Consider the following 17,482-nt stretch of genomic DNA (forward strand, 5'->3'; position numbering starts at 1 on the left):
TAATTGCGACTAAACTTGAAACTATCCGGCGCTTTCAGCGCGATTAAGCGCACAATGCGACCAAAGTTCATCCATGGCCTGCACCAGAGCATCCATCTCTTTCGGGCCGTGCACCGGCGATGGCGTAAAGCGCAACCGCTCGGTCCCGCGCGGTACAGTGGGGAAGTTGATCGGTTGGACATAGATGCCATGGTTTTCCAGCAGCATATCGCTCAGGATCTTGGTGTGCACTGGATTGCCAACCATCACCGGGACGATGTGACTGCCGTGATCGATGATCGGCAATCCCATCCCCTTAAGGCGCAGCTTGAGTGCCTTTGCCTGCGCCTGATGATCTGCACGCAAGTTTTCGGCAGTTTTCAGGAACGCCACCGAAGCCGCTGCCCCTGCGGCTACGGCAGGCGGCAAGGAAGTCGTGAAAATGAACCCTGGCGCGTAAGACCTTATGGCATCACACATTTTCGCGGATGCGGCTATATATCCACCCATTACGCCGTACGCTTTGGCAAGGGTGCCGTTGATGATGTCGATTCGACCCATTAGCCCATCCCGTTCGGCCACACCGCCGCCGCGCGGACCGTACATGCCGACGGCGTGCACTTCGTCGATATAAGTCAACGCACTGAACTCATCCGCCAGATCGCAAATTGCTGCTATCGGACCAAAATCGCCGTCCATCGAGTAGATCGATTCAAAGGCAATAACCTTCGGCGCCTCCGGATCATCCGCAGCCAGTAACTCACGCAAGTGATCAAGATCATTGTGGCGGAAAACACGCTTGGCCCCGCCATTGCGGCGCACCCCTTCTATCATCGAGGCGTGATTGAGAGAATCTGAGTAAATTATGAGACCAGGAAACAACTTGGGTAAAGTACTTAAAGTTGCGTCATTCGCGATATAGGCGCTTGTAAACAGCAGCGCGGCCTCTTTGGAGTGCAGATCAGCAAGCTCAGCCTCAAGCCGCTTGTGGTAAACTGTCGTGCCCGAAATGTTGCGGGTGCCTCCGGAGCCGGCTCCAGTTGCATCAATTGCTTCGTGCATCGCTTTGAGAACGATGGGATTTTGGCCCATGCCCAGATAGTCATTTCCGCACCATACAGTGATCGGCGCCTGGGTGCCGTCAGGGCGCGTCCAGAGCGCATGAGGAAACTGACCCTTTTGCCGCTCAATATCGATAAAGGTGCGATAGCGGCCTTCGTCGTGAAGGCGTTGCAGGGCGTTATCCAATTGGGCTGTGTAGTTCACAGAGCGGCTCCGTCTTGGTCAGATTTGGTTGCAACCTATGAGCGCTGCAACCGTCTTAGAATAAATATAGATTGCGCCAATGTCCTTCAATGCTAATCAAATGCGCGTCATGTCGCAGGTCTGTTATTCCTGACCTGCATCAATCATGTTCTGAACCTTAAAAGCATTGACCCAATTCAAGCAGCACCTCTGGACACTGGGCACGGCAAGGATACTCTTGTCCCATCATCCAATAGGAGCCTCCATGACCCTCGACGCCGTTCTCGCCCGCATCGACGCAGACTTGCCGCAAGCCACTGACCGTTTGCTTGAACTGCTGCGCATCCCCTCGATCTCGACCGACCCGGCCTTTGAAGGAGATTGCGACACCGCCGCCGACTGGCTGGTGGCTGACCTGCAAACCCTTGGTGTAAAGGCAGAAAAGCGCCCCACGCCGGGGCATCCGATGGTCGTGGGCCATGTCGAGGGCGACGGCCCACACCTGCTGTTTTACGGTCACTATGACGTTCAACCCGTCGACCCGCTTGAACTGTGGGACCGCGATCCATTTGATCCGGAAATTCAGGATACCGATGCTGGCAAAGTGATCAGAGGGCGCGGATCATCCGATGACAAAGGTCAGTTGATGACCTTCGTAGAGGCCTGTCGCGCATGGAAGGCCGAACATGGCACCCTGCCCTGTCGCATCACCTTTTTCTTCGAAGGCGAAGAGGAAAGCGGGTCACCCTCCCTTGTCCCTTTCATGAAGGAGAACTCAGAAGAACTTAAATCAGACCTCGCCCTGATCTGCGACACCGGACTGTTTGAATCGCGGGTGCCCGCGATTGTCACCATGCTGCGCGGCCTGATTGGGGAAGAGATCACCGTGACCGCTCCAGACAATGATCTGCATTCGGGTATGTACGGCGGCATCGCGATGAACCCGATCCGTGTGCTGACGCGGGTTCTCGCCTCGCTCCATGACGATACTGGGCGGATAACGGTTCCGGGGTTTTATGACGGCGTTCCGGAATTGCCCGATAACATTCGCCAGCAATGGCAGGGCCTTGCATTTGATCACGCCAAGTTTCTGGGGGATGTAGACCTGTCTGTCCCTGCAGGCGAAGTGGATCGCACTCCGATCGAGATGATCTGGTCACGGCCAACCTGTGAGATCAACGGAATTTGGGGCGGCTACACCGGTGCGGGGTTCAAGACAGTGTTACCCAGCAAGGCCCAGGCCAAGGTTAGCTTTCGCCTAGTGGGCGATCAGGATCCGCTCGAGATCCGCGAAAATTTCCGCCAGATGGTCCGGGACGCGATGCCAGCCGACTGCGAAGTTGAATTCGGCGCACATGGTGCTGGACCTGCTTCGGTCACCGAAACGAGCGATCCTGCCTTTGAACAGGCACGTGCAGCACTCAGTGATGAATGGAACGTACCGGCGGCTTACGTCGGTTGTGGCGGATCTATCCCCATCGCGGGCTATTTTCAGGATATTCTTGGCACGACACCCATGCTGGTCGGCTTTGGCAAGGACGACGACCAGATCCACTCACCAAATGAAAAGTACGATCTGGAAAGCTTTCACAAAGGCATCCGCAGCTGGGCCCGCATACTCAACGCCCTGACTTGAGGTACCCGATAAAGTCGCGGGTCCCGGGCCTGTGCATATGAAAGACGTAGGTCGTCATGCCGTATTTCAGCACACCTGAAAACATCACAATCGCCTATGACGTCATAGGCGATGGCCCGCCTGTCCTCTTGCTGCACGGGTTTCCCCAAACCCGCGCCATGTGGCACGCGGTTGCTCCGGCCTTGGCAGAACGTTTCACAGTCGTCTCTGCCGACTTGCGCGGCTATGGCGACAGCAGCAAACCTGATGCGATGCAGGACATGAGCTTTCGGCTTATGGCCAGCGATCAAATCGCGTTGATGCAACATTTGGCATTTGAACAGTTCCATCTGGTCGGCCACGACCGAGGTGCCCGTACAGCGCATCGGTTGGCGCTAGATCACTCAGGAATGGTCAAATCACTGACTCTGATGGATATCGTACCCACTCATCTGTTGCTTGATGAGCTGACCCAAGGCGTCGCGCGTGCCTATTACCATTGGTTCTTTCTCGCCCAACCCACTCCCTTTCCCGAAACCCTGATTGGGTATTACCCAGATGCCTATTTCGAATCCTGTCTTGCGGGCTGGGGCGGAGGCATGGAGGGCTTTGACCCATCAGCGCTAGAGGCCTATCGCAAATCCTGGCGATCGCCAGCTTGCATCAAAGCGATGTGTAACGACTACCGCGCCGGGATTGATGTAGATTTTGATCTGGATGCGCGTGACTTGGATCGACAGATCGAGGTTCCAGCACTTGTTCTATACGGTACGGACGGAGCTATGGGTCAGGCATATGACGTGCCCGCGACATGGCAGAATCGTTTGAGCAATATGCAAAGCGCAGGACTGTCCGGGGGGCACTTTTTTCCCGACACGAATCCCAAAGAGACAGTACACGCCCTTCTCGACTTCCTGTGCGCTCAGACAACTTGATCTGATGCACCGGTTTCCCAACTCGTAAACCGCACCACCAAATGAAAAAACCGCCCCTCAAAAAGAGGAGCGGCTTTTATCGCAGCAGTGGCGCGGTTGACGGGGCTCGAACCCGCGACCCCCGGCGTGACAGGCCGGTACTCTAACCAACTGAGCTACAACCGCCCGCTGCGTTCTGGCGTATTATGGCGCGGGCCCGCCCTCGTCAAGCGGGCTTTTGATGCAAAAGGTGCAATTTTCTCAGGAAGGTTTCCCAGACTCCGAAATCAGCCCCGAAACAGATGGCCATGAAGTGGCAACAGAGCTGACCATGGTTCCGGACACTCTGTCTTCAAAGGGCTCAGATTCCTCCCAACCCCAGCAGGCATAAAGCGTGCGAGCGGGTTCTTTGCCCAGCAAGACAGCTGATCAAGCCCCTGCCCCACGATGTACCGCGCGCAAGCCTCAAACAGCCCATGCCAACTGCCTATTGCCCCGATAGCGTGCTCAACCTAAAGATTCATCATAAACGGTCCGCTAGGGTGAATCTGGCCCAACCAGGCGAATCCTGTCAGACTGTGGTTTTAGATGGCAACCAGAGTAAGATCTGGCGCAGATCGCACCAGCGCCCAGCAACTGGCCGTGTCCCGAACTACCGGATCCCCCCTGGAAATCAGAACCGATGGGGCCAGCGTAACTGTCGTGCCAATTGCACAGATGCAGCGCACTGACAGCCGCCAGATCGCCTGCGTGCATCGCACAGGTTTCGGTATCGCTCACCTGTCAGGCAGCGGGATAAATTCATCCTCATCCCCCGGAGGCAGTTTGAACCGACCATGCGCCCAATCACCGGCGCGCCACGCCTCTTTGGCCGCATCAATGCGTTCCTTTGAAGATGCCACGAAGTTCCACCAGATATGGCGTGACCCTTCAAGCGTCGCACCACCTAGCATCATCAAGCGCGCGCCTGCGGCCCCTGCCCTGAGCGACATTGCATCGCCGGGACGAAACACCATCATCTGTCCGGCTGCGTAAGTCTCGCCCGCAACAACAATCGAACCCTCCACGACATAGACACCGCGGTCTTCGTGATTGTCGGGAAGCGGGATGGAGGCCCCCGCCTCAAGCACGGCATCGGCATAGAACATTTCAGAAAACGTCTGCACCGGCGCGCGTTCGCCCCATGCATCACCAAGGATCAGTCGCACTTCCTTGCCCTCACCTTCCAGAAACGGCAGATCGTCCTTCGCCGCGTGCTGAAAGTCCGCCGGGTCATCCTCGGCGTCTTTAGGCAGGGCTACCCATGTCTGGATGCCAAAAAGGTCATGCGGGCGTTTCAGCAGATCGCCATCGGTGCGTTCGGAGTGGGTGATTCCATGCCCCGCCACCATCCAGTTCACCGCCCCGGGTTCGATCCAGCTGTCGGTGCCCAGACTATCACGATGATGAATTTTGCCTTTGTAGAGATAAGTGACCGTGGCCAGTCCGATATGCGGGTGCGGGCGCACATCGATACCTTTGCCGGTGACAAACTCTGCCGGACCCATTTGATCAAAGAAGATGAATGGCCCAACCATCTGCCGTTTGGGCGCGGGCAGCGCACGCCGCACCTCGAATCCACCCAGATCACGGGCACGCGGGACGATGATTGTTTCAATGGCATCCACCGCATCGCCCTTCGGGCAATCTGGATCGAGGGCTGGGTTCCAACTCATCTGACGGCTCCTTTGCTGGTGTTTTACAAAGGTAGCGCGGCCGACGACGCACGCAATAGGCGCAAAAGGACGGCACCTGTGCAAATTCGCACACAACATAGGGGCGCAACGATGCATGCCGGACGACGCGGACAAATGTTGGGTGTGATCTGCGTCCTCAACGCACCGTTCAGGCAGGCCGCTAAGAGCTATTTTGGCTGAAGCATAAAACAGGCAGAGTATGGTGGGTCGTGAGAGGCTCGAACTCCCGACATCTTCGGTGTAAACGAAGCGCTCTACCAACTGAGCTAACGACCCGCCTGACGGTGTTTTATGCGAGGCATGTGCTGGTCCGCAAGCCCCCTTTTACAAGGTGCGGTGCATCCCGTTTTCGACGACGTGAATCATGCCTTGGCCACCCGGTCGGCTGCCTAGAGTTGCGGAAGGTTGATCCATAGCGACCGTGCGCAACATGCGCGAGGTGATGCCATGGGTCACGCAAAGTGTCGGGCCTGTCAGATCGTTCAGAAACGCAGTACAGCGGGCCCGCAAAGCAGCAAAGCCCTCACCGCCGGGCGCGTGTTCATAAAGCGCGATGGGGCCGTCTGGCGTGTCTTCCAGTACCAACCCGCTTGGGGTGACATCGGCGCGCACCTTTCCCGACCACTCGCCGACCTCGATCTCGCGCAGACGGTCATCGGTGCGCAAAAAGTTGGCTCTGCGGGCCAAGGCGATGGCTGCAGTTTCAAACGCCCGCCCCTGTGGGCTGACTCGGATTTCGAATGGATCGAGATCCAGCGTCTCAAGCGTTTTTGCCAAACGGCGGGCATGCTCTTGGCCCAGCCCTGTCAGTGGAGAATTCAAAGCACCCTGAAACCGCCCTTCGGCATTCCATTCGGTTTCCCCATGCCGCATCACATAGATTGGGTGGAAAGACACGAGCATTCTCCTGTTATGGGCTTTCATTGGATCCAAGGAACCTAAGCGTGATCAATGGCGTTGTGACGTCCGATAAGGACGCGCGCAAGGGCGCTGACCGTGAGGAATGAGTGAAGTTAGTTGATTGGAACACGTCGTCCAAAAGGGCGCACAATCGCAACGTCAGACAGGCAATTCACCAGGCGCTACAACAAACAAAGCACAAAGTGAGGGGCTTTGGTGGGTGATAAGAGATTTGAACTCCTGACATCTTCGATGTGAACGAAGCGCTCTACCACTGAGCTAATCACCCAAAGCTCGCGCGTATTAGCCGGAGCCATGGGTGGTGGCAAGAGGGCGCACCTGCGAAACTGCTATTCGGCAGCCGTTGGCGGCGCCACATCTGAATCGAGGTCCGTCGGATCGGTGTCAGCCAGTGCACTGGGCAAGTTCTGCGACTGACGAATGCGCGCGATCATCACCTTGCCATTTGGTTTTATCTTTTCGCGATTTACCTTGATCTTTCCCATCGGTTGCAGGTTCAATTCGCGATTGTCCTGCAAGGCAGCCCCAAGAACGGCAAGTGTGGCCTCTACTATCGGCTTTACGTCCTTTTTCTTGAGGCCGGACCTTTCGACGACTGCATTTATCAACTCGGGCTTTCGCATCATCGGGCCCAGCACAACGGGCTTGGGAGCATCCACGACTGTCGCCGATGCAGCAGGCTCGGGTTTTGGCGCAACGAAGGCTTTAGGCGCGGCTTTCTTGCGCGGTGTCTTTGTAGTTTTGGGTTTCCAGGTCGTGCTTATCGATTTCGCCATGGCCTGCCTCTTTGTTTTTCTATGAAAGCGTCTTACCCAATTTCAGGTTAAAAATCCATGTGTTTGGGCCGGGACCGCCGAGGAGAGGCGCCGCCCTCCAATGAAAAACGCCCCGGACAGGATCCGGGGAGCTACTTGTGTCTAAGTTGGCTGAGATTAGTGGGCGGTGGCCCCTGCTCCGCCACCTGCCGTAGCACTGGCAGCCGCGGCTGCCGCTGCCTCTTCGGCGGCTTCATCCCATTCGATCGCTTCAGGTTCGGCGATCAGTGCGCGGCTCAACACGTCACGGACGTGCGTAACCGGAATGATATCGAGCCCTTCTTTGACGTTGTCGGGAATCTCGACCAGGTCCTTTTCGTTTTCCTCAGGGATCAGCACGGTTTTGATCCCGCCCCGCAAAGCGGCGAGGAGTTTTTCCTTGAGGCCTCCGATGGGCATCGCGTTGCCGCGCAAACTCACCTCACCTGTCATGGCGATGTCCTTGCGCACGGGAATGCCCGTCAGAACCGAAACGATCGAGGTGACCATAGCAAGACCAGCACTAGGCCCATCCTTTGGCGTCGCCCCGTCGGGAACGTGGACGTGAATGTCCAACTTGTCGAACTGCGTGGGTTTCACGCCGATCTCCGGACTGATCGAGCGAACGTAGCTTGCCGCTGCATCAATCGATTCCTTCATCACATCGCCCAGCTTACCAGTCGTCTTCATCCGCCCTTTGCCGGGCAGCTTCAACGCCTCGATATGCAGCAGATCGCCGCCGACGGAGGTCCATGCCAGGCCGGTCACAACCCCGACCTGATCCGCCTGTTCGGCCAGACCATAGCGGTGTTTGCGCACACCAAGGAAATCGTCGAGGTTTTCGGAGGTTACAACGACTTCCTCAACTTCCCTCTTAACAATCTTGGTCAGCGATTTGCGCGCCACCTTGGCAATCTCACGCTCAAGGTTCCGCACCCCGGCCTCGCGGGTGTAATAGCGGATGATGTCACTCAAGGCGTCGTCAGTTAGCTCAAACTCACCTTTCTTCAGACCGTGGTTCTTGATCTGCTTGGCGATGAGGTGCTGCTTGGCAATCTCGCTCTTTTCATCCTCGGTGTAGCCAGCCAGCGGAATAATTTCCATCCGGTCAAGCAAAGGCCCAGGCATGTTGTAGGAGTTCGACGTTGTCAGGAACATCACGTTCGAAAGGTCATATTCGACCTCCAGATAGTGATCGACAAAGGTGCTGTTCTGTTCAGGGTCCAACACCTCAAGCATGGCAGACGCCGGATCACCCCGGAAGTCCTGACCCATCTTGTCGATTTCATCGAGCAAGATCAGCGGGTTGGTGGTCTTAGCTTTCTTCAGCGCCTGAATGATCTTTCCGGGCATGGAGCCAATATAGGTGCGGCGGTGCCCACGGATTTCGCTTTCATCACGCACGCCGCCAAGACTGATGCGAATGAATTCGCGCCCTGTCGCTTTGGCAACAGATTTCCCAAGCGATGTTTTACCTACACCAGGAGGGCCGACCAAGCACATGATCGGGCCTTTCATCTTTTTGCTGCGTTGTTGCACGGCGAGGTACTCGACAATGCGTTCTTTAACCTTTTCAAGGCCATAGTGGTCGTCGTCGAGAATTTTCTCGGCACGCCCAAGATCTTTTTTCACGCGAGACTTCACGCCCCACGGGATGGACAGCATCCAGTCGAGATAGTTGCGTACAACAGTCGCCTCGGCACTCATCGGCGACATGTTTTTCAGTTTCTTGAGCTCGGCATCGGCCTTTTCACGGGCCTCTTTACTCAGCTTTGTCTCAGTAACTTTCGCTTCGAGTTCCGCAACTTCGTTTTTGCCGTCCTCGCCATCTCCCAGCTCGTTCTGAATGGCTTTCATTTGCTCATTCAAATAATATTCGCGCTGGGTCTTCTCCATCTGAGATTTCACACGGGTCTTGATCTTCTTTTCGACCTGCAGAACCGACAACTCGCCCTGCATCAGACCATAGACCTTTTCAAGCCGTTCGCTGATCGACAGCGTTTCCAGCAGATCCTGTTTCTGCTCAACCTCAATGCCCAGATGCCCGGCCACCAGATCCGCCAGCTTGGCAGGCTCAGAGGTTTCTCCGACAGCGGTCAACGCCTCTTCAGGGATGTTCTTTTTGACCTTGGAATAACGCTCAAACTCTTCAGCGACCGAGCGCAACAGCGCCTCAGTCGTCGCCATGTCACCGGGCATCTCCGTGAGATACTCGGCGCGCGCCTCGAAAAAGTTATCGTTTTCCAGGTATTCCGTAATGCGCACACGCGCTTGGCCCTCGACCAGCACTTTTACGGTGCCATCGGGCAATTTAAGCAGTTGCAGTACATTCGCCAGCACACCCGCTTTAAAGATGCCATCCGAGTCAGGATCGTCGATCGAAGGGTCAATCTGGCTCGACAGCAGGATCTGCTTGTCATCGGCCATCACCTCTTCCAAAGCGCGCACTGATTTATCACGTCCCACAAACAGCGGCACAATCATGTGCGGGAAGACGACAATATCGCGCAGCGGCAGCACCGGATAAGAGGCGTTGAGTGGCTCTTGCATGCGTTTTTTTCCTTTTGAGTGGCAAGACGGCGTGGCCCCGCTTGGCGGCAACCGGTCTCCGTCTCCTATTTCGTGTCAGGACTGCTTGATTTGTGGCCTTTGCGCCCCGGTTTCAAGGGTCAGTGTGCCGTGACAGCGCGGCGGGTGCAATGGGATCAGCGGGGTTGTCCACATAAAAAGACCACTCTCTGTGGGGTGCGGCGCCCATTTCACCACTAAATGTGGATAACTGCATTGCCCCATGCGTCAATGCGCCTCTCACGAATGCTTGCAACTCCATCATGCGCGTTCAGCAGGACCGTGCAACAAAGGAGAAATTCATGATAACCGATGCCATGCTGACTGCACTACTGTTCGGTGGCATGACCTTGCTTTCATTTGGGTTTGCGGCAGCTTTCTTCAAGCTGTTTGACGCCCATGATGCCCAAAAGGGCATTCGAGGTGCTTTTCCTTTTATTATCTTTGGGTGATCGCAACCGCCTGACTCGCCAGTTTAGCCGCCCTTTTCGTGAATTTACTTGCGGGTTTCCTGTTGATTGGAATTGCACAAAGCACCGCATATTCGCGTCAGGTTTTAGCGGTGCAGATCATTGTGGCGCCAGCTGTAGCAACAGAGGCTGGTTCAGATGGCTGAACTTCGCGTCTGTCACAATCCAACTTATACAAATTGGGGTGGTCGGTTGGGCAGTTGAGTTGCTGGCCTAAGGCAGTTCACACAAGGGTCAGGACCGCCAATAAAGACGCGGCGAACCATACCGCCGAAAACAGAACAAGTGGCATGACGATCCTTCCCCAAGGTGTGAACATCTTTAGCCTAGGATGAGTCGAAAAATGCCGCGATGGGGGTATTCCTTACCTTGGAAGCCACCTTTCACATCCCCATGAACAGCCGCCAATGCAACCTCAGCGCTTTATTTTTCAACTACAAGGTGTTGGTTAGCAAAATGCGTTCATTCAAAATGAGAGAAAGAGGGTCGAATCCTGTTCCAACACATGCGGTACCATCGTCAAATCGGCTCAATATCGCCCATCGCCCGGCCGTCATGAAAAGATGTCTGCCACGCCTCGAAGGTGCCGGCCGCAATCGCATCGCGCATGCCCTGCATCAGGTCCTGATAGTAATGCAGATTGTGCCATGTCAGCAGCATCGAAGAGATAATTTCCTGACTGCGGAACACATGGTGCAGGTAGGCCCGTGAATACCCACGACACGCCGGACAGGAGCAGTTTTCATCCAACGGGCGGGGATCGTTCTGGTGTCGCGCGTTTTTGATGTTGAGCACGCCGTGGCGGGTGAACACCTGCCCCGTACGCCCCGATCGCGACGGCAGCACGCAGTCCATCATATCGATGCCCCGTGCAACAGCGCCCACGATATCGTCAGGCTTCCCCACGCCCATGAGGTAACGTGGCTTGTCTCTGGGCAGTTGTTCCGGCGCAAAATCGAGGCAGCCAAACATCGCCTCCTGCCCCTCTCCAACGGCCAAACCGCCGACTGCATAGCCCTCAAAGCCGATCTCGCGCAGGGCTTCGGCGCTTTGTCCTCGCAAATCTTCTTCCAGCCCACCTTGCTGAATGCCAAAGAGCGCGTGGCCGGGCCTGTCCCCAAAGGCCGCGCGCGATCGTTTGGCCCAACGCATCGACAATTCCATGCTTTCAGCGATCCGACTCCGATCCGCGGGCAAGGCCGGACATTCATCGAAACACATCACAATGTCTGACCCAAGCAGCCGCTGAATTTCCATCGAACGTTCAGGGCTCAGAGTATGCTTGGATCCGTCAATGTGGGATTTGAATGTGACGCCCTCTTCGGTGAGTTTGCGCAACGAGGCGAGGCTCATCACTTGAAACCCACCAGAATCGGTGAGGATCGGGCGGTCCCAGTTCATGAACTTGTGCAATCCGCCAAGGGCGTCGATCCTCTCGGCTGTGGGGCGCAACATAAGGTGGTAGGTGTTACCCAACAGGATGTCAGCACCGGTTTCACGCACCGATCCGGGCAGCATCGCCTTGACCGTGGCGGCGGTGCCAACGGGCATGAAAGCCGGGGTGCGAATGTCGCCCCGTGGGGTCGAGATCACTCCCGTCCGGGCCCGCCCGTCTGTGCCTTTGAGATCAAAGGAAAAGCTTGTCATATCGCCCTCGCCACCAGTGAAGCGCCCTAATACTTCGCCCTAGGCATGGTGCCAAGCCATGATGGGTGTCCCATGCTGGGATAGGGTTCGGAATGCGCGAAACTAATAGGTAACAAGTGTGGTTTAACCTTGCGCTCATGTTTTCGCTTGGGAGCAGGCAGAGTTTCTATCACCAGTCTTTTCTCCTCAAAACGCCACTTTACACGTTGGTAGGCGAAGCGAAGGTCGGGTTTGTGTTGATAGTGACTGATGTCGTGTGCAGCAGGAGTGGCCGCTTACAATCGGGTTTTATCGTTGGCGCGTAAGCGGCTCATTGTGACAGGCGTGACCCCCAAAAACGATGCAATCAACGTATGAGGAAAGATGTCTTCATAGCCCGGGAATGCTTGGCGAAACCAAGTGAGACGCTCGGCCCCGCCAAGCGCGGCGAGGCACCACTCTCGATCCGCCTTCCTGCTCAACGCCTCCCGCAGAATCCCGTTGGCCCAATTTCGGACGGGTTCAGATGAAATCATCCGATTTGATAGCGCATCGCTGTCAATCCGCGCCAGCACCGAATCGGTCGTTGCCACTATGGACACAAGCGACAAACCGTTGCGCGTCCGCGCGATATTTGGCGTAACAACACAGGGACCCACAAAAAAGTCGACACAAACTTCTTTGCCGTCTTGGTCACAAATACTGCTCGCCAAGCATCCTTCCAAAAGCGCGAATTCATCTGTTTCGGATTGTTCTTGGCGGGTTAGGTGCGCCCCTTTTTTGAGGCGCTGACGTTTCCAATCTGATGCGAAACGTTCCGCGCAAGCCATTTCTGAAAAGTCAGGTGACCGCATCAGAAAAGTCCGTAAATCCATCTTCGCTTGCCTTATCAAATGATAATGCGGGTCAAACCGTCTGCGAGCATGTGTGGCACAGGTCAGGGAGATTACAAATGACGAATAGAATTCTGCCAAAGCACATTGGACTAATTGCAGTCGGTTCAGGTTTGATAGCAGCTTCAATCTATTGGCTGATGATGAGCGTCACGCTCGCCCATATCGAAGCGGTTTCCGGGCACGTCCCCTTCGACATGCGCCCGGCCGGCTATGCCCCCACACAGGCAGCAGCACTTCTTGAAGCCCTAGGAGTGGACGGGCGCGACTATTACCTCAGTCGCCAACTCGCTTTGGACACACTTTATCCAGCGATGCTTGCGTTGACTATGATTGCCACGATCTGCTGGCTTGGACAGCGTATGCCAAACAGTAGATTTGTCTGCTTCGGCATCGCCCTTTCAGTTGCTAGCGCCCTGTTCGACTATGTCGAGAACCTCGGGATCATGGCCATGATCTGGAGCTGGCCAAGCGTTTTTGTTCCGTTGGTACATGCTGCCAGCTCAGTCACAATTCTTAAATCCGTTTCAACAACCTTGGCTGTGCTAATGGTCCTACTGGCGGGATTTAATTGGGCAAGGCAACCAAAAGCGAAAATTCATCTCTAGCCTGTTAACGGCGGCCTTGTCCGCAAAGCTGCCGTTGATCAGTCTTGAACGCAGCAACGGTTTTCCTCTACTTCACTCCGCCGCATACATCCCGTCATAGATCGGGGACAGTGTGTCGGCCTCAAAGAGCGAAGAAACCGATGTGCCGTTCCAGATGTTCAGGATGGCTTGGGCAAAGACCGGTGCCGTAGGCACGATGCGGATATTTGAGGCAGCCTTGATCGGGTCAGTGGGCTGGATGCTGTCGGTGATCACCAGCGACTTCATCACCGACTTGGTCACCCGCTCGACCGCGGGGCCTGACATGACACCGTGCGAGATATAGGAATGCACCTCTTTCGCCCCGTTTTCGATCAGGACTTCTGCCGCCTTGCAGAGTGTGCCGGCAGTGTCGACCATGTCGTCCACTATGACGCAGGTTTTGTCCGTCACATCCCCGATCACCGTCATCTCGGCCACTTCGCCGGCTTTCTCGCGCCGTTTGTCCACGATCGACAACGGTGCTGAAAGACGTTTGGCAAGGTCGCGTGCCCGCGCCACGCCGCCGACGTCCGGAGACACGATCATAAGATCGTCCAGTTTCCCGGCAAACTGTGTGCGGATATCGAGCGCAAAAATCGGTGAGGCGTAAAGGTTGTCCACGGGAATATCGAAGAACCCCTGAATTTGCGCGGCGTGCAGATCCATTGTCAGCACCCGTTCGATCCCTGCGCCAACCAGCATGTTCGCCACCAGCTTGGCCGAAATGGGTGTACGTGCCTTGGAGCGGCGATCCTGACGCGCATAACCGAAATAGGGGATCACGGCGGTGATCCGAGCTGCCGAAGAGCGTCGCAGTGCGTCGCACATAATGAGCAGTTCCATCAGGTTGTCATTGGCCGGGTTGGAGGTCGGCTGGATGATGAACATATCCTCGCCGCGTACATTCTCGAACACCTCAACAAAGATTTCGCCGTCGTTAAATCGTTCGACCCGCGCATCCACCAATCCGGTGTGAACACCACGGTGCATAGACATGCGTCTGGCAATGGCATTGGCCAATGGCAAATTTGCATTGCCTGAAATCAGTTTCGGTTCCTGGATGTTCGGCATGTGGTGTCCCCGCGCAGCACGACAATGTGACAGATTCGTGATGTTGACATCACCTAGCACGCGGTTAGCGTCGCGCGAACCCAACACACCCCCCAGCGGAGAAGAAAATGGCCCATATCGACTATTATTTTGCGACCCTGTCCCCTTACACATATCTGGCAGGCACACGCTTTGAAGACGTGGTCGCCAAGCATGGCGCCACCGTGACCTACAAACCGCTCGACATCATGGGTCTGTTTTCCCGCACAGGTGGCACGCCCCCCAAAGATCGCCACCCCAACCGCGTGGAATACCGCGCGCAGGAACTGCCGCGACAAGCCAAAAAACTGGGCATGCCGTTGAACCTGAAACCTGCGCACTGGCCCACCAATGCCGCACCGTCGTCTTACGCGATCATTGCCGCGCAGGCCGCAGGTGGCGGCGATCTGGGATTGCTGGTTCAAAACGTCCTGCGCGCCGTCTGGGCCGAGGAAAAGGACATTGCAGAGGATAGCGTGATAAAAGCCTGCCTTGAGGCGGCCGGTTTTGACCCTGCACTTTCTGACAGCGGTTTGCTGGCAGGGGCCGAGACCTACGCCCGCAATCTCGAAGAAGCCATCGACAAGGGCGCGTTCGGTGCACCGTTTTATATTGTGGATGATGGGCAGCGGTTTTGGGGACAGGACAAGATCGAAGAACTGGATATGCACCTGTCCGGCAAACTTTGATCCCACACATTCATCGCCGCAGCTTTGGCACCGGGCCGCGCCCGGTGCTGGCCATCCATTGTTCGCTCGCGCATTCCGGCGCGTGGCGGGGCATGGGGGCTGCGCTTGGGGATATGGCCACACTGCATGCCTTTGATCTGCCGTGTCATGGCAAATCGAGCGATTGGGACGGGCGTGGAGTCATGCACGACACGGCCACGGATATGGCACTGGCCGTGTTGGACGATCTGGGGCCGGTCGATGTGATCGGGCATTCTTTTGGTGCCACCGTCGCATTGCGCATCGCCATTGAACACCCGTCCCTTGTTCGCAAGTTGGTCATGTTTGAACCGGTATATTTTGCACCAGCAATGGCCGATGATCCGGCCTTTGCACAAGTCTACGCCCGTGACACCAAAGTTTTCGATGACGCTTTGGATGCAGACGACAGGATGGCAGCGGCACGGGCGTTCAGCGCCACATGGGGGGATGCGGCCAGTTGGGACGACATACCTTTGTCCACGCGGACCTATATGGCCGACCGCATCTTTTTCGTGCGAGACTCCGCCTCTTTCCTCATAAATGACAGTGCCGGGTTGTTGGCACCGGGTCGGTTTGCGGCGGCGGATATGCCTGCTTTGCTTGTGCGTGGTGCCGGATCGCCCTGGGCCCTGCCCGTCAGTGAAGCCATCGCAAGGCGGCTGCCGCAGGCACAACAGATCACGCTGGACGGCATTGGCCATATGGGGCCTATCACGCATCCCAAAGAGGCCTCTGACCCGGTGCGCCAATTTCTCAATGCGACCTAGGTCGGCTCTTCTATGATGTGGTCTTCCCAATCTTCATCGGCGACCTCGAATTCGCTGACGGTTCGACCGCGCATAGATACGCCAGCCGCATGAACGGTCTCGGCCGTGCCTGAAATCAGCGGGTGCCAATCGGCCAGCCCCCTGCCCTCGTGCAGCATCCGATAAGCGCAGGTTTGCGGCATCCAATAGAGATGGCTTTCAATGTTTGACGGTTTCAGTACGATGCAATCAGGTACAAATTGGTGCCGGATCTCGTATTGCGCACAGCGGCAGGTGGCATCGTCCAAAAGGCGGCAGGCTACGCGGGTCAAGGCGACCTCTCCGCTGTCTTCGTCTTCCAGCTTGTTCAGGCAACATTTGCCGCAGCCATCACACAAAGCCTCCCACTCTGCTTCGCTCATCTGGTCAAGAGATTTGGTTTCCCAGAATTTTGGGCCAAAGCCAGTGCGGTCGATCGGGTCGCTCATAGGGCAGCCAAAATGGCGCGCGATTGTGCGCTGTCCGCATCCATCTGTGCAATCAATGCCTCAAGGCTATCGAATTTTTCTTCGCCCCGCAGATGTTCCACTAACGCCACAGACATCGGCGTGCCATACAGATCGCCCGAAAAATCAAAGACAAAGGTTTCAAGGTTTGGGCGGTTTTCACCAAACATTGGGCGCACCCCAAGGCTGGCCACCCCATGATAGGTGCCCGCATGTGGCCCCTCCAGTACATCAACCAGAACTGCATATACGCCAAAGGCCGGTGGGTGCAGATCGTCGATGGACATGTTTGCTGTGGGATAGCCCAACTCGCGCCCGCGCTGTTCGCCGCCAATCACAGGCCCCTCGATCCGGTGCCAGTGGCCAAGCATCGCGGCGGCATCCCGCGTGCGTCCCTCGCTCAGCGCGGTGCGGATCGCGGTTGAGGACACGGTGGCAGAACTGCGTTCGATCAAGGGGGCAATGGTGACCCCAAATCCCATCTCTGCCCCAAACCGTACAAGGTCGTCCGCCGTCCCTGCCCGTTTGCGACCAAAACAGAAATCAGCCCCTACCACCACGTGGCGTAGCCCCAAACCCTCACAGATCACACGCCCCGCAAACTCTTCTGGAGCGAGCGCGGCAAGCCCAGCGTTGAACGGCAATTCATAAAGCCGGTCCACCCCCAGTTTTTGCAACCGACTGGCGCGCGCGGCCTGGCTCATGAGTCGAAACGGAGGAGCGTCCGGAGCAAAGTAAACACGCGGATGCGGCTCGAATGTCATGACGCCCAATGGGGCGTCCGGCACCGCAGCACGCGCCAGTTCAATCACCGACTGGTGGCCCAGATGCACACCATCAAAGTTGCCGATGGCTGCACTTGCACCTCGATCTTCAGGTTCCACAAATTGATAGTCGCGCACGATCCTCATGAGCCATGCCTAGCTGCGCCACAAGATGAGGGCAAGGCGCAGGGTACCGCTTCTTTTGGCCCAGAATACAGAAGGGAAGTCCAAGCGAACGGGGCGAAACCCCTAAGGCCGTTTTGCTGCCGCCAGCCAC

General features: G+C 56.4%; 16 protein-coding genes and 3 tRNA genes. 6 read left to right on the forward strand and 13 right to left on the reverse strand.

The features are described from left to right. Nucleotides 1-21 precede the first annotated feature (21 nt). The gene (gene hemA, locus ABJD00_RS10265) at nucleotides 22-1,245 is read right to left on the reverse strand and encodes a 5-aminolevulinate synthase (RefSeq protein WP_413834523.1); all 1,224 of its coding nucleotides are present in this window, start codon (nucleotides 1,243-1,245) and stop codon (nucleotides 22-24) included. Nucleotides 1,246-1,489: 244 nt separating this feature from the next. Here hemA and ABJD00_RS10270 point away from each other — a divergent pair, with 244 nt between their 5' ends. Both ABJD00_RS10270 and ABJD00_RS10275 read left to right on the forward strand, forming a co-directional pair. Next, nucleotides 1,490-2,860 (forward strand): M20/M25/M40 family metallo-hydrolase, encoded by a 1,371-nt coding sequence (locus ABJD00_RS10270; RefSeq protein WP_413834526.1) that lies wholly within the window; start codon nucleotides 1,490-1,492, stop codon nucleotides 2,858-2,860. 56 nt (nucleotides 2,861-2,916) lie between these two features. Further along, nucleotides 2,917-3,774 carry an alpha/beta fold hydrolase gene (locus ABJD00_RS10275; protein ID WP_413834529.1) on the forward strand — a complete coding sequence of 286 codons (858 nt, stop codon included), beginning with the start codon at nucleotides 2,917-2,919 and terminating at the stop codon, nucleotides 3,772-3,774. An 88-nt stretch (nucleotides 3,775-3,862) separates the two neighbouring features. Here ABJD00_RS10275 and ABJD00_RS10280 read toward each other — a convergent pair. From ABJD00_RS10280 to lon, 7 genes are all read right to left on the reverse strand, one after another. Then, a tRNA-Asp gene (locus ABJD00_RS10280) sits at nucleotides 3,863-3,939 on the reverse strand. Between the two features lie 590 nt (nucleotides 3,940-4,529). Beyond that, entirely contained in the window at nucleotides 4,530-5,468 is a 939-nt protein-coding gene (locus ABJD00_RS10285) for a pirin family protein (RefSeq protein ID WP_413834532.1), read from the reverse strand. Between the two features lie 221 nt (nucleotides 5,469-5,689). After that, nucleotides 5,690-5,765, reverse strand: a tRNA-Val gene (locus ABJD00_RS10290). A 48-nt stretch (nucleotides 5,766-5,813) separates the two neighbouring features. After that, nucleotides 5,814-6,392, reverse strand: coding sequence for a histidine phosphatase family protein (locus ABJD00_RS10295; protein ID WP_413834535.1), 579 nt, complete (start codon nucleotides 6,390-6,392; stop codon nucleotides 5,814-5,816). Between the two features lie 211 nt (nucleotides 6,393-6,603). Next, nucleotides 6,604-6,678 (reverse strand) — tRNA-Val (locus tag ABJD00_RS10300). Between the two features lie 61 nt (nucleotides 6,679-6,739). After that, complete coding sequence (locus tag ABJD00_RS10305; protein WP_413834538.1) at nucleotides 6,740-7,186, reverse strand: HU family DNA-binding protein; 447 nt, start codon at nucleotides 7,184-7,186, stop codon at nucleotides 6,740-6,742. Nucleotides 7,187-7,342: 156 nt separating this feature from the next. Beyond that, nucleotides 7,343-9,754: an endopeptidase La gene (lon, locus tag ABJD00_RS10310; RefSeq protein WP_413834540.1), complete on the reverse strand. Its 2,412-nt coding sequence runs from the start codon at nucleotides 9,752-9,754 to the stop codon at nucleotides 7,343-7,345. Between the two features lie 320 nt (nucleotides 9,755-10,074). Here lon and ABJD00_RS10315 point away from each other — a divergent pair, with 320 nt between their 5' ends. Continuing rightward, complete coding sequence (locus ABJD00_RS10315; RefSeq protein WP_413834543.1) at nucleotides 10,075-10,224, forward strand: hypothetical protein; 150 nt, start codon at nucleotides 10,075-10,077, stop codon at nucleotides 10,222-10,224. Nucleotides 10,225-10,761: 537 nt separating this feature from the next. Here ABJD00_RS10315 and tgt read toward each other — a convergent pair. Together tgt and ABJD00_RS10325 are read right to left on the reverse strand one after the other, a co-directional pair. Next, entirely contained in the window at nucleotides 10,762-11,889 is a 1,128-nt protein-coding gene (gene tgt / locus ABJD00_RS10320; RefSeq protein ID WP_413834545.1) for a tRNA guanosine(34) transglycosylase Tgt, read from the reverse strand. A gap of 275 nt (nucleotides 11,890-12,164) precedes the next feature. Continuing rightward, the gene (locus ABJD00_RS10325; RefSeq protein WP_413834548.1) at nucleotides 12,165-12,743 is read right to left on the reverse strand and encodes a Crp/Fnr family transcriptional regulator; all 579 of its coding nucleotides are present in this window, start codon (nucleotides 12,741-12,743) and stop codon (nucleotides 12,165-12,167) included. Between the two features lie 77 nt (nucleotides 12,744-12,820). Here ABJD00_RS10325 and ABJD00_RS10330 point away from each other — a divergent pair, with 77 nt between their 5' ends. Further along, entirely contained in the window at nucleotides 12,821-13,369 is a 549-nt protein-coding gene (locus ABJD00_RS10330) for a hypothetical protein (RefSeq protein ID WP_413834550.1), read from the forward strand. 72 nt (nucleotides 13,370-13,441) lie between these two features. Here ABJD00_RS10330 and ABJD00_RS10335 read toward each other — a convergent pair whose 3' ends face one another. Continuing rightward, on the reverse strand, nucleotides 13,442-14,461 hold the full coding sequence (locus ABJD00_RS10335) for a ribose-phosphate pyrophosphokinase (RefSeq protein WP_413834553.1): 1,020 nt from the start codon (nucleotides 14,459-14,461) through the stop codon (nucleotides 13,442-13,444). Between the two features lie 107 nt (nucleotides 14,462-14,568). On the opposite strand from ABJD00_RS10335, the gene ABJD00_RS10340 reads away from it, so the two are divergent. Next, nucleotides 14,569-15,168, forward strand: coding sequence for a 2-hydroxychromene-2-carboxylate isomerase (locus ABJD00_RS10340; RefSeq protein ID WP_108835726.1), 600 nt, complete (start codon nucleotides 14,569-14,571; stop codon nucleotides 15,166-15,168). Continuing rightward, nucleotides 15,165-15,956 (forward strand): alpha/beta fold hydrolase, encoded by a 792-nt coding sequence (locus ABJD00_RS10345; RefSeq protein WP_413834557.1) that lies wholly within the window; start codon nucleotides 15,165-15,167, stop codon nucleotides 15,954-15,956. Before ABJD00_RS10340 ends, ABJD00_RS10345 begins: the two co-directional genes overlap by 4 nt. On the opposite strand, the gene ABJD00_RS10350 is transcribed toward ABJD00_RS10345, so the two are convergent. Continuing rightward, entirely contained in the window at nucleotides 15,953-16,423 is a 471-nt protein-coding gene (locus ABJD00_RS10350) for a YcgN family cysteine cluster protein (RefSeq protein ID WP_413834560.1), read from the reverse strand. The two genes, ABJD00_RS10345 and ABJD00_RS10350, sit on opposite strands and share 4 nt — an antisense overlap. Then, nucleotides 16,420-17,352, reverse strand: a complete 933-nt coding sequence (locus ABJD00_RS10355) for a bifunctional riboflavin kinase/FAD synthetase (protein ID WP_413834563.1) — start codon at nucleotides 17,350-17,352, stop codon at nucleotides 16,420-16,422. The genes ABJD00_RS10350 and ABJD00_RS10355 overlap by 4 nt, the downstream gene beginning before the upstream one ends. Between the last annotated feature and the right edge of the window lie 130 nt (nucleotides 17,353-17,482).

This window comes from Tateyamaria sp., assembly GCF_039945315.1.
Lineage (GTDB): Bacteria > Pseudomonadota > Alphaproteobacteria > Rhodobacterales > Rhodobacteraceae > Tateyamaria.